The following is a 14,129-nucleotide window of genomic DNA, read 5'->3' as shown; positions in this document are numbered from 1 at the left end:
AAAAAGCGTTGATTTACTGTAATTGCTAAAACTTGCTTCCCACCTTTTAAAGACCAAAAAAAACGAGCCGTTTCCCTAAAAACGACTCGTTTGCTAAATTGCTTGATTAGTCATCAAGACTCTCTCTTTATATAACCGTAGAAAATTCCCATAAACTACAGTTAAGTTCACCTACTTATTTCTTTATAAATTGTTGTGTGGCTATTGCACCATCTTCATCAGTTACTTTGATGAGGTACATTCCTGCTCTCAAATCAGCTACTTGAATAGTTGGTTCTTTTGAAATAGCTACTTGTTGCCCTTGTAGGTTGTAGATTTCTGCTTTCGCGAAATCGAGATCGCCACTTACATGTAGCACATTACTAGCTGGGTTAGGGTAGAGTACAAATTCTAGTTTGTTGCTTTCTTCAATTCCTGCTGTTGCTCCAAATTCATAAGCACCTCTATCTATGGTATTATTAACGATGCGTGTATTGCCTGCAACATCTGTAGTTAAGCTAGAAGTGAATAGCGAGTTATTTCCATTGTCTCTAGCTGGTGAACTAGTTTGTAAGGTATAGTCTGTGCTGCTTGTAAATAAAGGGTCTGCTGTTGAGTTATTGGTGTTTACGCCAGTAATTCCATCATTGAATATATTTACAAATCCCATTTCTGATATGGAGTATTGAGCGACTAGTAAAGAGGCGTCATTTTGGCTAGTTCCGTTACCTAGAGCTAACATCATAGCACTACCACCGCTCGTTATATTCCTGTTGTTATGGAAAATGCTATTGTGTACATAAGCATTTGCAGCTCTATTACCACTAGTAATCTGTGAGATGGTGAGTAAAGGCGTGTTCGTGTTTGAATTATCTACCTCATTATTTACGACAGTAGAGTTAATAAGACTATAACTTATAACGCCGCCGCCATCTTGTCTTATCCAGACCAAGCCTATACCATTTGCCGTTCCTATGCTTTCTTTTGTATTGTTTTCAAACACACAATTGGTCATATTAATAAAAAAGTTAGCATTGCCTGCGCGTGCATAAAGAATAGGACCGATGTTCCCTAAGTTTTCTGAAAAGATGGTATTCTCGATATTCATAGTACCTTGCTGGTCTATAGCTCTTATTGAACCACCGCGCGTAGTTACACATTTTTCTACTCGAGAATGTGTTAATGTAAAGTTCCCATCATTTACAGAAATTGCTGCACCTTCTTTTAGGTCGTTTGAACTACCATCAGCGTGTCCACTTGTAATGGTTACACCATCGATTATACAATCCGTTGCATTAACAGTTACTACTTGAAAACTATTATCATTTCTGGTTATATCGTTATAGGACACTGAAGCATCGTCACTATCTATATCTCCTGACAGAATTGTTATATTAGTTTCTGGATCTCTTTGAGATAACATGGTTTCGGTGCCATCAAAGCCACCGTAGATAATTGTATTATCTGTGTTGAGATCAAATGTGTCTGAACGCTGTGTTCCAGGTTTATAAGTTCCATCTGCTACCCAAAATTCTGCACCTGGATTGAGTTGTAAAGCTGTTTGTAATGATGTAAATGCATCATTCCAGCTAGTACCATCATTATTTCCTGTTGCATCTGCATCCACAAATACTTGTGTCAGTGGTGGATTAGAATTGTTTGTTGCAAGAGCTGTGATTTCTGCTGTGGTTAGTACACGATCAAAGACCTTAACTTCATCAATCGCATCTTGATAGAATTGGGCATTTGAAATTCCATCATTTAAACCGAAACTAGGATTTGAGTAAAAGGTTATCCAATTGGGATTTACAGAATTATTTGGACCGTTTGTTATATCAGTGTCAATTAAGGTGCCATCCAAATAAAACTTACCTTCATATCCGTTTACATTATTAACGGTTACTTGTTCTATTGTCAAAGTTATGTGATGCCATAAACCGTCATTTATATTGTTGATAAAAAGAGCTCGTGAATTTCCTCCAGAATCCTCTAATCTTCCGATGAGGTTTGTTCCTTGAACATAAATATCAACATTACCACCGTTACTACCGAAATGATTTAATATGCGTGCTGCGTTTGTTGCTGGCTCTACTTTGAGCCAAAAGCTATAACTACTATTCTGACTAGTTATAGGTGTAATACCGCCGTCAAAGACATCGCCGTTCATGTCTAGTGCATTGTTTGCATTACCGTCAAAGTCTGCAACACTCGTAAAAGATGTGCCAGAGCTAGTAAGATCACCACCTGCCATGTTTCCTATGTTTATCAAACTACCGTTAGTAAAACTGTAACTGCGTACCGCGTCGCTAGGTAAAGAAGAGATAGTAGCTAGATCATTTACCTCTAGTGCTGTAAGAGCTCTTTGGTAAATTTTAAGTTCATCAATTTCACCTAAAAAATTAGCTGAATTATTTAAAATTACACTGGTGTTGATATTAGTTGTTCCAGGATTTTGTGAAGCTCCCAATCCTTGAGTTATATCTGAATCTTCTAAGTTTCCATCCACATACATGTCAATTGTATACCTGATAAACCCATTGCTATCCGTACTTTCTGAAATGACATAAGCAAGATGTTGCCATGTATTTAATGGTGTCGTAGTATTACTCGCAGTGGTGAAAGCGTCAGTGCAAGTAGGGCATGTGCCTTGTCTCACCTGACCGGCAACACCGCTAGAAAATTGCCAAAACTCCACTCCACCACCTACGGTTGATGCAGTACCATTATTGTTGTCAAATCGAGTGACCATTGTTTGAATGCTACTACCTCCAGCTTGTCTTTTTGCCCAAAAACTGTAGGTGTATTCTTGAGATATGCTAGGAAAGTTTCCTGCATCTAGCACAGCGGTATTTGTTTTTAACGCACTTCCAGCAGCACCTTCTGCTCCTGTGGTAAATGTGTAAGTAGTATTACTCGCAATTAAATCTCCTGTTCCAGGGCTAGCTTCGTTAATTATAGAGCCATTGTCAAAACTGTAGTACTTTACATAATCAGTAGGTCCTTGTGCTAGTAAAATAGCAGGAAGGAACAATATGAGTAAGAGTAATGATTTTTTCATGATAAAAATTGATTATTGGTTTACAAGTGCAAATGTGCCTCTCTATCAGGCTGTTTGCTTTTTTACTTTCTGAAATGCACTACCGCTTGCTGAAATGCGGCCAACGAAAAAGCCACTCTTATTACAATGGCTTAAATTTGCATGCAATCAGGTTTCTAGATCTAAAAAATCTCCTTCACCATCTCAAAAAACTCTGTACGCTTATCTCTTGATATAGGAACCAGCTTATCATTTTCCATAATAAGGTGTCCACCTTCCTTTTTATTAAATTCCTTGATAGCATTCAAGTTGATATAGTAGGAGCGATGTGGCTTATAAAATAAACCACTGGCATGCATTTGTTCTACAAAATGCCGCAGCGGTTTACAAATCAGTTCCTTATCACCATTTTTTAGATAAAACGTCGTGTACATACCATCTGCCTCTAGGTACATAACATCTTGATGATTGATGAATATGATACCACGAGGAACATCTAGTGCAATTTTATTATGTGATAGCTTCTGGAAGCTGCGTTTGAGCTCTGCGAGGTTCACGGTCAGATTGTTAGCAGCTTTGAGCTCAATCGCCTTTTTTACCGCTGCTTTTAATTCTTCTACATCTACTGGCTTGAGTAAATAATCTACGGCGCTTAGTTTAAAGGCATCTACAGCATACTGATTATAGGCCGTTATGAAAATGATCTGAAAATTTACTTCTTCTGTGTCAAAGAATTCTAAGATCTGTAAGCCAGAGTACTGCGGCATCTCTATGTCTAGAAATACTAGGTCAGGTTGTTCTTGCTTTATGAGTGCTGTGCCTTTTCCAAGATCTTCTGCCTGGTGCAAAGCCGTAATATCTGGACAGTGTTCTGTAATGATGGATTGCAGTAATTTGCGTGCTTTGGGCTCATCGTCTATAAGTATTGCTTTCATGTTATTGAGGTATGGAAATACAGACCTGAGTACCACAGGCTTGATCTGTACTTGTTTTTAAATCGATTATTTCTACCGTGATTTTACGGTTACGTTTACTGTTCAGTAAATTCACTCGTTCCTGATTTGCATAGGTGGCAAAGCTCTTGTGATAATGCTCTTGAGATTTCTTAATTACTTGCGAGGCATCACGACCTATACCGTTATCCACGACGCATATTTGAAGTGATTGATCAGCTGGATCCCATTCAAAAGCAACCTTGAGTTCACGATTATCCTTTTTATGTAGCAAGCCATGTTTGAGCGCATTCTCTACATAAGGCTGTACAAATAATGGCGGCAGGAAAACCTGCTCTTGCTCTAGCGCTGGATCTATTTGTAACTGATAGATCAGTTTCTCTTCAAAACGTACCTTTTCCAGTTCTAGATAGAGCTCCATCGCATGTAATTCTTCTTTAAGAGTAATCTGGTTTTCCCTTGATTGATCCAGGTACATGCGTATAAGGCGTGAAAACTTTACTAGATAGGAACTGGCGAGATTGCGCTCATTGCTTACTATATATTCTTGGATAGAATTCAGTGCGTTAAAAATAAAATGTGGGTTCATTTGCGAGCGCAGGTTTTCTAGTCGCAAGGTGATGAGTTCATTATCTAGTGCTAGGGTACGTAACTGTTTGTTTTTCTCGCTTTCGCGAAAGCGTAATTTCCTTCTATAATAAAAGATAATAGCAAGTATAGTGTTGATAGCCAGCAGTGTCCAGAACCACCAGGTTGTATAAAAAGGTTGTTCCACAACGAGTTTCAAACTTTTTACGGTGTCGCTACCTGCCTGACGCAATTCAAAAATAAGTTCACCTACGGGCAGCGTCGCAAATTGAATGGTGTTATTTCCCTGTGGTTGTGGTATCCAGTCTGTTTTATTTTTTATACGGTACTCAAACTTACCGCTGGCAAGTCCACGTAAACCGTTTGCATTAAATCCTATACTCGCAGGCGTGCGCTGGTCAGGAATAGTATAAGATGTGGCGCTGGGTTGATCTTTACCGTCCACGCGTACCGTGGTAAAATAGTAATCGGGAATAAAAAGCGGTTTAAATACTTTATGTTTATCAATGCGATAGACCGCTTGCGGCGTATTCATGAATAAATCTTCACCTATCACGCACATGTCTATGATAGAAAATGATGGTATTCCATCGCGTGCTTTGAGTGTTTTTATGTCGCCCGTAGGGATGTGATAGCGTTGCAATGCTACGTCAGTACAAATCCATAAATATTCATCATCTATAGTGATCGAGTTCACTATAAGAGAAGCTAAACCATTACTGGCGTCTATGTGCTCTATGACTTCATTTCCTTTAATCTTAAATAATCCATTTTTAAAACTACCAGCCCATATGTTGCCATACTTATCCTGAGATAGATTGCGTGTGAGCACTGGACGATCTTTATAAGTGATAGGTTTTTCTTGTAAACCGCTATTGAGTGTGCGCAAACCATCAACATCTGCGATATAATTGAGGCCTGAATTTTTATCATGTAGTACGGTATAACCGCGTTTCTTGTGGTCATAATAAAGCTCAGACTTAGCAAGAAATTTTTGCTCATGTATCTTTGTAACTATAGTCGTACCGGAGAGTGCAGCGATTATGAAACCTTTATTAGTAAAATCTACTTCTTTAACACTAGCCAATGGTTTACCTATCACTACATAAGAAGCACTATCATGATCGTATAAATAGTTCTTAAGTTTTTGAAAAATCAACGTAGTGTTTGATTTTTCATCGTGCTTAAGTGTCGAAATTGCACTCGCTGTAGGAAACTCAATCTGCTTGAATACGAGTTCATCAGCTTTTATTATATTTATGTTTCCACTCTCATAACCTACCATGAGCTCGTTGTTCACTGTTTTTTCAAGCCTTTTAGGTAAGGGTTCTGGCAGCATGATCTTTCGTACATGGATATTAGGAATAATAATAAGGCCATTGCGCAAGGTGCTCACCCATATGTTGAGGTCTGCATCTTGAAAAAGATCTGTGGTATAAAATTCCTTGAGAAAATGCTGGTGTAGCACCATGCGATTTTTTTCCTCTTTAAGCACAAGAAGTCCGTTCTTAGTAGTCAGGTAGAGTGCATCATTTATAACGTGTGCGGAGTCAATTCTACTTACAGAACATAGTTCTGGCGTTTCCAGCTTTATCCAGTAATCATCTTTTCTAAGATACATCACCGTGTTCTCGCCTAATTTTTGCTGTATGAGATAAAACTCATTATCATTTTTATTAATCAAGCGCACGGGCAGCCGTCTATTTTCTGCTTTGATTAAGTCTGGTAAATCATCCATTGTAGAAAGTGTTCCATCTATTACTTGGAAGACCTTACCGTTTTCTGTAAAGGTTGGACGGTTTTTGTATACTGAATTAAGACCGCTTCCTACAGAGAATTCTTTTATGGGGTAAACCGTCTTTTCTTTTGTCTTTATATCTATGGACAATCGCACACGGTACATAGAAACAATCATCGTGTCGCCTACGACAACCATAGAGCCTAGTGAACCTTTAAATTCTTCGCTCACATCTGTAAAAAGCGTTAAATCATCACCTTGCGCATAAAAGATCTGTCCGGTAAGGTTCATGCACCACACACGGTCTTTTTCATCCACAAATAGTTCAAAGACAGAAAGACCTACTTTCTCTGGATGGTCATAGGTTTTAGAAGTTGTTCCATCATAACGCACTAATCCTTTGTTACTAGCTATCCATACAAAGCCTTTAGAATCTTCTTCTATAGAATACACCTCATTGCTAGGCAACCCATTTTGCTCAGTTACTTTTATGCGAACTGGTTCTTGAGCTATAGCATTGAAACTGGATAGCAAAAAAAGATATAAAAAGAGATGCTGTATCAATTTTTTGATTTAAAAAATAAAAATACAATTTATATGCTTTAAGCAGTATAATCTTGCTCAACCTCAGTTTGCGTTGCTGAATGGTGATTTTTAGGTTGGTATTATCAACTTAATTTGAAGTGGTTCCGCTTTCGCGAAAGCGGAATTTTAATCCAGCTATTTAACTTAAAAGATAGGTTCTGGTAAGAAAACGCTATATCCTGCACTCAAAACTGAATTGCGATTTGCTTCAAAAAATGCAAGATTATTTGTTCTGGTATTAACAAACTCTGGCTCGTATTCACCAAATAAAATTAACGGCTGTCTAAAGGAGTTTTGAACTGTAGGAAATTCTCCATTTGTTATTAATAGAGGCAACTTTCTGAAGTTGATCTGGTCATTTTTTATGGTAGATTGTGCTGCTACTTCTGGAGATTGATACACGAAACATTTAGCAAACAACTCTAAGTCTGCGACTGTTGTTGTAGGCTCAAAATTGATTTTACATGTCGACTCCTCTATAAAAGGTAGAGTGGTTGCATTATTTTGACTTATGCCTCTTATGCCTACAAAAGCAATAAAAACTAGTGCGTATATTTTTTTAGAATTCATAACCTTAAATTTATCTATCTAAAGATATGGATTTTAACATCTTAGAAATGTTAAAAGCCTAAAAATTATTTGAGTGTAAGTCCTAGACTTTTTCCCTTTTCAATCATGAATTTATAAGCGGCGTCATGTTCATTAGGAATTACACCGTCTAGAATAGAATCTTTAATAGCTGTTTTTATTTGTCCTATTTCACGACATGGCTTCAAATCAAAAGCTTCCATAATCTCTTCTCCAGTAACTGGCGGCTGAAAATTGCGCACATGATCACGTTCTTCTACCTCGACTATTTTATCTCTAACTTTCTGAAAATTATTATGATATTGCTTGAACCTACGTGGGTTTTTAGTAGTAATGTCTGCCTCGCATAGCGTCATCAAGTCCTCTATATGTTCTCCAGCATCATGTACAAGTCTTCTTACTGCACTATCTGTTGCGCTTTCATCTATTACTGCAATAGGTCTTGAAGACATGCGCACCATCAATTGAACGAACTTCATCTTATCATTCAAAGGCATTTTGAGTCTTTTGAACAAATGGTAAACCATTTTTGCTCCTTTGAACTCATGGCCATGAAATGTCCAACCTACTTTTTTACTGAAACGTTTTGTAGGTGCTTTTCCTATGTCATGGAGAAGTGCTGCCCATCGCAGCCATAAATCCTCTGTATTGCGCGATATGTTATCCACTACTTCAAGCGTGTGGTAAAAATTATCTTTGTGCTTTTGACCTTCTACTTCTTCTATTCCTTTTAATGCAATAAGCTCTGGTAGGATTAATTTCAATAAACCGGTTTTTTCAAGTAATAAAAAACCAAATGACGGCTCGTCGCAAAGCATGATTTTATGAAGTTCAGTTACAATACGTTCATTAGAAATAATTTTTAAACGGTGCGCATTACGTTTTATACTTTGAAATGATTCTGATTCTATTCTAAAATTGAGCTGTGCTGCAAACCTTATGGCTCTTAGCATTCTCAACGGATCATCGCTAAAAGTGACATCAGGATCAAGAGGTGTGCGTATGATTTTGTTACGCAGGTCTTCCATACCATTGAATGGGTCAAGTAGCGCTCCAAAACTATTTTTGTTAAGAGAAAAGGCCATTGCGTTAATCGTAAAATCTCTTCTGTTTTGATCGTCTTCTAGAGTACCATCTTCTACAACAGGTTTCCTACTTCCGCGATCGTAGCTTTCTTTTCTTGCACCTACAAACTCTAGTTCTAGATCGTCTGTTTTTACCATTGCAGTTCCAAAGTTCTTGAATACAGATACTTTTGTACTATGAGGTAGTAGCTCTTCTACTTTTCGCGCAAGCGATATACCGCTTCCTACCGCAACAACATCAATGTCTTTTTTCTGACCTCTTTTTAAAAAAAAGTCTCTCACATAGCCGCCTATTACATAAGCTGGCAATTCTAACTCTTCTGCAGCCTGACTCAAGGTTCTAAAAACGTTTTCTTGAATCGCTTCAGGATAATGTGTTTTTTGATCCATGTTTACTCTCGTATAATTTTTATAATTCCATTACTGGAAATCTTCATTATGGAAGAAGGTTTGATGTTTTTGTGAACTAAGGGAAGATCCATGATATGGTCAACTTTTGATTTTAATTCCTCGCTTATGTCAGCAAAATGAATTGGTGTTTCCTTTCCGTGAAAGTTTGCGCTGGTAGAGACTATAGGCTTGCGTAGTTTTTTAATGATTGATCTACAAAGTGGATCATTAGTGACTCTTACGGCAATAGAATTGTCTTTAGCAATGACGTTTTCTGCGACGTTTTTAGGTCTATCATAGATGATGGTGAGTGGTTTTTTATTCACTTTAAGAACTTCCCAAGCCATTTCTGGAACATCTTCTACAATATATTCTAGCATCTGGAAGCTATCGACAAGAACGATCAAAGACTTTGATTTATCGGCACCTTTAATGTCATATATTTTTTGAACAGCTTCATAATTTGAAGCATCGCATCCTAGACCATATACAGTATCAGTAGGATAAAGGATCGTGTCTCCTTTTTTCAAAGCGGTTACCGCTAGATTGATAGCCTCACGTGGTAATTCTACGGTTACTTGCTTGTCTTTACTAGGTTTGCGGCCTCTTACTTGATCTCTTCTATTTCTACTTCTTTCACTTCTTCCCATGGTTTGCAAAATTACTTTTTATTACGATAACTGACACATAATCCTAATATAATAAAGTGATAAGAATATAATAGCTTTGCATCTTCCATGGCAAAGCTTAAAAACAACATTATAGTCCTTCATAAGTCTGGCGCAAATTCCCACTATAAAGCTTTGGAATTACTAGCAGGTAAAGTAGGTTATAAGATTACTTATAGAGAGTTTTCTGTTCTTAGCAGAATGTTTAAATCGATTGTAAAATTAGACTCTCGTCTATTTATAAAGCAGTGGAAAAATCTATTTACTTTGTTGCAATTACTATTTGCAACTAATGCTAAAGTTGTCTTAGGTATTGCTCCTTATGATAAAACCTTGCTTAGACTACTTAACGTATTGAGCGGTCATCAAATATATTATCACACTTCGTGGCCTATTTGGGACGGCTCTTACTTTCCTAAGAAAAAAGGTGTCAACCATAAAGTTAAAAAGGAATGGAAAACATTCTTAGAAGAACGAGTAAAACTAGTATTTACGGTAACTAAGACAGCCAAAGAAAATCTAGAGTCTAATTATAACTTAAAACAAGAACCGGCTGTGGTAGGACATGCTTTTTATAATACTAACTTTTTCAAAGCTAGAAACTCTAATCCTTCAGATGCTATAAGTTTTTGTTACGTAGGTAGGTTAGTGGAGCAAAAAGGAGTTATGGAATTACTAGAGTTTTTTAAAAGGAAGAATGAAGTGACTTTCACAATTATAGGTAATGGCAAGTTAGAGAATGAAGTGAAAAGTTTTGTGAATAAATATGATCATATAAATTATTTACCTACTACTCACGATAGATCGGTGTTGAACAGCCTTTTTAATACCTCTGATTATTTAGTATTAAATTCTAAGAGGACAGCAAAATGGCAAGAGCTTTTTGGAATGGTAATTATAGAAGCCATGGCTGCTGGATGTATTCCTATTGCAACCGCTCATATAGGGCCCAACGAAATAATAAGCGATCAAAATGATGGGTTTTTGTTTCAAGAAGAGAATTTTATAAAAAACCTTTCTCGTTTTTTAGATCAAAAGCCATCACAAGAGATGATGGATAATGCCATCAAAAAAGCTGCAAATTATGAAATTAATCAGGTTGCAAAAAACTGGAAAGCCATTTTAAAAGATTAGAAATGATTGATGTAAGCTGTATAATAATTAACTACAACACTTCTCAACTGACTAAAGAAGCTATTCAGTCTGTCATGGATTTTACTCAAGATGACGTGAATTATGAAATTGTAGTATTAGATAATGCTTCTAAATATGAAGACTACATCAATTTAAAAGACTTTGTAGATCAAGCGCCCGATTTTGTGAACATTCATAGAAGTAGAATCAATACTGGTTTCGGTGGTGGTAATATGTTAGGAGTTCAAAAAGCGCAGCCTTGTAAATACTATGCTTTTATAAATAATGATATTTTATTTGTTCAGGATAACACCTTATTAGACTTGTTCAATTTCATGGAGAGCAATGATAGTATTGGGATTTGCAGTCCTCAAATGCTAGATGAAAATAAAAATTTTAGAGGTACGATCGATCATTTTGCGACTCCTGCAAGACAACTGCTAAAACGTGGCTTTCTAGAAAAAATAAATCCTAGCAAATATCCTGATCGCAAGAAATTTTATAACGAGCCTATTAAGGCAAATTATGTCCAAGGTAGTTTTATGTTTACTAGAGCTTCTAGTTTTGAAAAAGTAGGAGGTTTTGATACCAATTTATTTTTGTACTACGAGGAAAGTGATCTGTCTATGAGATTTTTAAAAACGCTTGGTCAAAGTTCGTATTTATATCCGCAGCAGTCTTATATACATTATAAAGGTGGAAGTACTGCAAAAAGCATATTAATTAAAATTGAACAGAAAATATCATTATTATATCTTATTCATAAACATCATGGTTTACTTGCGCATCGATTGTTGCTTGTCTTCTATGTATTGAAATATTTCTTTTCCAGTCTAGTAAAATCTAAAAACTGGAAGTTATGGCTTGTACTACTCAAAGGTGCACCGTTAAGCCTTTCGTTAAAACAACAGCAAGTAGTATTGCCTAAATAAGATGAGACTTGATGAAAGCATTTAATGTATTTTTGTTTTAAAATAAGAGGAGATAGATGAGTAGAGAAAATTTTGTTAGTGATTCGCTTTCGCGAAAGCGGTTTCAAGAAATACTTCTATTATTTGATCAATCTTCTAGGCAGCTAGGTGATGATCGCAACACGATCAAAGTCATCGACTACGAAGGAAAAAAACTAGTAGTAAAATCGTTTAGAACTCCAAATTTTATAAACAAAATAGCTTACCGATTTTTTAGGAAATCCAAAGCTGCTCGGTCTTATTATAACGCTAAATATTTAGAAAAAAACAACATTGGTACGCCGTCGCCAGTGGCATATTTAGAGCAATTTAGCGGTGTAGGTTTATATAAGAGTTACTATGTCAGTGAGTATGCAAAGCACGATTTTACATATAGAGAAGTTACCAATGATAAAAACCTTGAAGACAAAGAAAACATTTTAGTTCAGTTTTCACAGTTCATGTTTAAGATGCATGAGGCTGGAGTATATTTTCTTGATCACTCTCCTGGTAATACGTTAATCAAAAAAGAAGGTGAAACTTATCATTTCTCTTTAGTAGACCTCAATAGAATGAAATTTTACGATATTCCTTACGAGGACCGGTTAAAGAATTTTGAGCGCTTATCGCCCAAAAAATGGATGTATGAAATTATGGGTAAAGAGTATGCTCGAATTTCTGGTCAGGATGAAAACTACACGATTGAGACCATGTGGAAACATACTCAAGATTTTCAGGAAGCTTTTCATAAAAAGAAGCGTTTAAAGAAAAAATTAAAAGGAATTTTAAGAAAATGAAATTAGCAGAAATTCCTAAATCATTAAGTACTAGCGTTAAAATGCTGCTCGTACCTCATTCCAAATTAGGGAATGCGTATACAAAGAAGATTCCTGTTATCGTCTCTTTAACTTCTATTCCTACACGATTAAGAACCCTACATATAACTATACGCAGCATGATGCAACAGGAATATGTACCAGAGAAAATTGTATTGTGGCTCAAAGACGATCTAAAAGATCAGATACCTAAGAGGTTATCCAAATTACAAGGAGATCTCTTCGAAATTAGATTTTCTCCTTACGGATTTTCACATAGAAAATTAATTCATAGTTTAGATGCTTTCCCAGATAAGACTGTCATAACCTGTGACGATGACGTCATCTATCAGTCAGATACTTTAAAGATCATCTATGAAGAACACTTAAAGTTCCCAAATGAAATAATAGGGAACAGGTGTCGTAAAATGACATACGAAAACGGAAAGATAAACTCCTATAGCAAGTGGCCGTTTGTTGCAAATCCTCAACAAGGAGCTCATAATATGCCAGTAGGAGCTTTTTGTGTTTTGTATCCAGCGCATAGTTTGCACAGCGATGTTCAAGATGTAGATCTATTCATGAAGCTTGCACCTAAAGCAGACGATCTGTGGTTCAAGGCGATGGCAATTCTAAATAATACAAAATCTCTTCAAAATACATCACAGCCAGATATACCTATTCCTATTATGGGGACGCAGTTTGTTGCGCTAAAAAAGGTAAATAAAGGTCAAGATTTTAATCGTGTGCAATGGCAGCAAATATGTGATCATTATGACCTAACTAAGGATAAGATAGAGCATTTACTTTCTTAATCAATACCTCTACGTAAGAGCCATAGTTTTACATACCTCATAAAGATACCGTAGCTTCTTAAGTAAGCGATTGAAAAACCTACAAAACCATCTAGAAAACCTAGCTGAATTACATAGTGCTTGAAAAAGCCCCAAAATGGTTTGATAACTACGTGGAATAAAGTGATTTTACCTACTTTTTTATCAAAGTCGCGAGCTTGTAAACTGGCATAACGCTGTAACTTATTAACGTGATGATCCATGTTTACGTACTTATAATGAAGTAGTTTATGGTTGAGCCAGCCTAAAGTTCCATCAGCCTCAATTTCAGAATGTACGTGTTTATCTATGTACTGGCACTTAGATTTACGAAATAGCCGTATGACCTTATCATTCTTCCAGCCACTATAGCGTACTTGTTTACCCATAAAAAAATTACGTCTTCCCATCCAGTAACCTACATGGCCATTTGTATCTAAATGTGGATAAAGCTCTATTATTTCTTCTTTCAAGGCAGGTGTTACTCTTTCATCTGCATCTACAAGTAGAATCCACTCGTTTGTTGCTTGAGGAATCGCCCAGTTTTTTTGAGAAGCGCTATGTACATATTCTCTGGTAAGTAATTTATCAAAATAAGGTCGTCCTAGTTCAACAGTATTATCGGTACTATTACTATCCACAAGAATAACCTCGTCGCAAAATTCTACACTTTTGAGAACTTCCACAATATTGTGAGACTCATTATAAGCAGGAATTATAGCAGTGATAGGATATTTTGACATATTAGGTACTAAGTTGTAGTTTTAAATTTAGCCAGCAGCAAAA

General features: G+C 36.4%; 11 protein-coding genes. 4 read left to right on the top strand and 7 right to left on the bottom strand.

The features are described from left to right. Positions 1-175 precede the first annotated feature (175 nt). From DDD_RS01850 to DDD_RS01825, 6 genes are all read right to left on the bottom strand, one after another. The gene (locus tag DDD_RS01850) at positions 176-3,037 is read right to left on the bottom strand and encodes a LamG-like jellyroll fold domain-containing protein (protein ID WP_015361019.1); all 2,862 of its coding nucleotides are present in this window, start codon (positions 3,035-3,037) and stop codon (positions 176-178) included. 161 nt (positions 3,038-3,198) lie between these two features. After that, complete coding sequence (locus DDD_RS01845) at positions 3,199-3,951, bottom strand: LytR/AlgR family response regulator transcription factor (protein ID WP_015361018.1); 753 nt, start codon at positions 3,949-3,951, stop codon at positions 3,199-3,201. Position 3,952: 1 nt separating this feature from the next. After that, a complete protein-coding gene (locus DDD_RS01840; RefSeq protein ID WP_041566847.1) occupies positions 3,953-6,829 on the bottom strand; it encodes a sensor histidine kinase in 2,877 nt (958 codons plus the stop codon). 195 nt (positions 6,830-7,024) lie between these two features. Next, entirely contained in the window at positions 7,025-7,450 is a 426-nt protein-coding gene (locus tag DDD_RS01835) for a hypothetical protein (protein ID WP_015361016.1), read from the bottom strand. A 65-nt stretch (positions 7,451-7,515) separates the two neighbouring features. Further along, positions 7,516-8,943, bottom strand: a complete 1,428-nt coding sequence (locus tag DDD_RS01830; RefSeq protein ID WP_015361015.1) for a CCA tRNA nucleotidyltransferase — start codon at positions 8,941-8,943, stop codon at positions 7,516-7,518. 2 nt (positions 8,944-8,945) lie between these two features. Beyond that, positions 8,946-9,593: an L-threonylcarbamoyladenylate synthase gene (locus DDD_RS01825; protein WP_111474623.1), complete on the bottom strand. Its 648-nt coding sequence runs from the start codon at positions 9,591-9,593 to the stop codon at positions 8,946-8,948. A gap of 87 nt (positions 9,594-9,680) precedes the next feature. Between DDD_RS01825 and DDD_RS01820 the strand changes: the two genes are divergently transcribed. From DDD_RS01820 to DDD_RS01805, 4 genes are read left to right on the top strand one after another with little or no spacing between them, the layout of a single operon-like run. Next, positions 9,681-10,745, top strand: a complete 1,065-nt coding sequence (locus DDD_RS01820; RefSeq protein ID WP_015361013.1) for a glycosyltransferase family 4 protein — start codon at positions 9,681-9,683, stop codon at positions 10,743-10,745. A 2-nt stretch (positions 10,746-10,747) separates the two neighbouring features. Beyond that, positions 10,748-11,677 (top strand): glycosyltransferase family 2 protein, encoded by a 930-nt coding sequence (locus DDD_RS01815; RefSeq protein WP_015361012.1) that lies wholly within the window; start codon positions 10,748-10,750, stop codon positions 11,675-11,677. A gap of 56 nt (positions 11,678-11,733) precedes the next feature. After that, positions 11,734-12,492, top strand: coding sequence for a lipopolysaccharide kinase InaA family protein (locus tag DDD_RS01810; RefSeq protein WP_015361011.1), 759 nt, complete (start codon positions 11,734-11,736; stop codon positions 12,490-12,492). Next, on the top strand, positions 12,489-13,325 hold the full coding sequence (locus DDD_RS01805; RefSeq protein ID WP_041566846.1) for a glycosyl transferase: 837 nt from the start codon (positions 12,489-12,491) through the stop codon (positions 13,323-13,325). The genes DDD_RS01810 and DDD_RS01805 overlap by 4 nt, the downstream gene beginning before the upstream one ends. Here DDD_RS01805 and DDD_RS01800 read toward each other — a convergent pair. Further along, positions 13,322-14,086 carry a glycosyltransferase family 2 protein gene (locus DDD_RS01800; RefSeq protein ID WP_015361009.1) on the bottom strand — a complete coding sequence of 255 codons (765 nt, stop codon included), beginning with the start codon at positions 14,084-14,086 and terminating at the stop codon, positions 13,322-13,324. The genes DDD_RS01805 and DDD_RS01800 overlap by 4 nt on opposite strands. Positions 14,087-14,129: the final 43 nt, after the last annotated feature.

The organism is Nonlabens dokdonensis DSW-6 (assembly GCF_000332115.1).
Classification (GTDB): domain Bacteria; phylum Bacteroidota; class Bacteroidia; order Flavobacteriales; family Flavobacteriaceae; genus Nonlabens; species Nonlabens dokdonensis.
The sequence above is the reverse complement of the archived record's forward strand: the minus strand, read 5'-3'. Positions and strand labels throughout refer to the sequence as shown.

Bases quoted from the DNA above. Each gene is read 5' to 3' on its own strand.
- DDD_RS01830 (WP_015361015.1), bottom strand. From the start codon at position 8,943: ATGGATCAAAAAACACATTATCCTGAAGCGATTCAAGAAAACGTTTTT.
- DDD_RS01825 (WP_111474623.1), bottom strand. From the start codon at position 9,593: ATGGGAAGAAGTGAAAGAAGTAGAAATAGAAGAGATCAAGTAAGAGGC.
- DDD_RS01805 (WP_041566846.1), top strand. From the start codon at position 12,489: ATGAAATTAGCAGAAATTCCTAAATCATTAAGTACTAGCGTTAAAATG.
- DDD_RS01835 (WP_015361016.1), bottom strand. From the start codon at position 7,450: ATGAATTCTAAAAAAATATACGCACTAGTTTTTATTGCTTTTGTAGGC.
- DDD_RS01815 (WP_015361012.1), top strand. From the start codon at position 10,748: ATGATTGATGTAAGCTGTATAATAATTAACTACAACACTTCTCAACTG.
- DDD_RS01845 (WP_015361018.1), bottom strand. From the start codon at position 3,951: ATGAAAGCAATACTTATAGACGATGAGCCCAAAGCACGCAAATTACTG.
- DDD_RS01850 (WP_015361019.1), bottom strand. From the start codon at position 3,037: ATGAAAAAATCATTACTCTTACTCATATTGTTCCTTCCTGCTATTTTA.
- DDD_RS01810 (WP_015361011.1), top strand. From the start codon at position 11,734: ATGAGTAGAGAAAATTTTGTTAGTGATTCGCTTTCGCGAAAGCGGTTT.
- DDD_RS01800 (WP_015361009.1), bottom strand. From the start codon at position 14,086: ATGTCAAAATATCCTATCACTGCTATAATTCCTGCTTATAATGAGTCT.
- DDD_RS01820 (WP_015361013.1), top strand. From the start codon at position 9,681: ATGGCAAAGCTTAAAAACAACATTATAGTCCTTCATAAGTCTGGCGCA.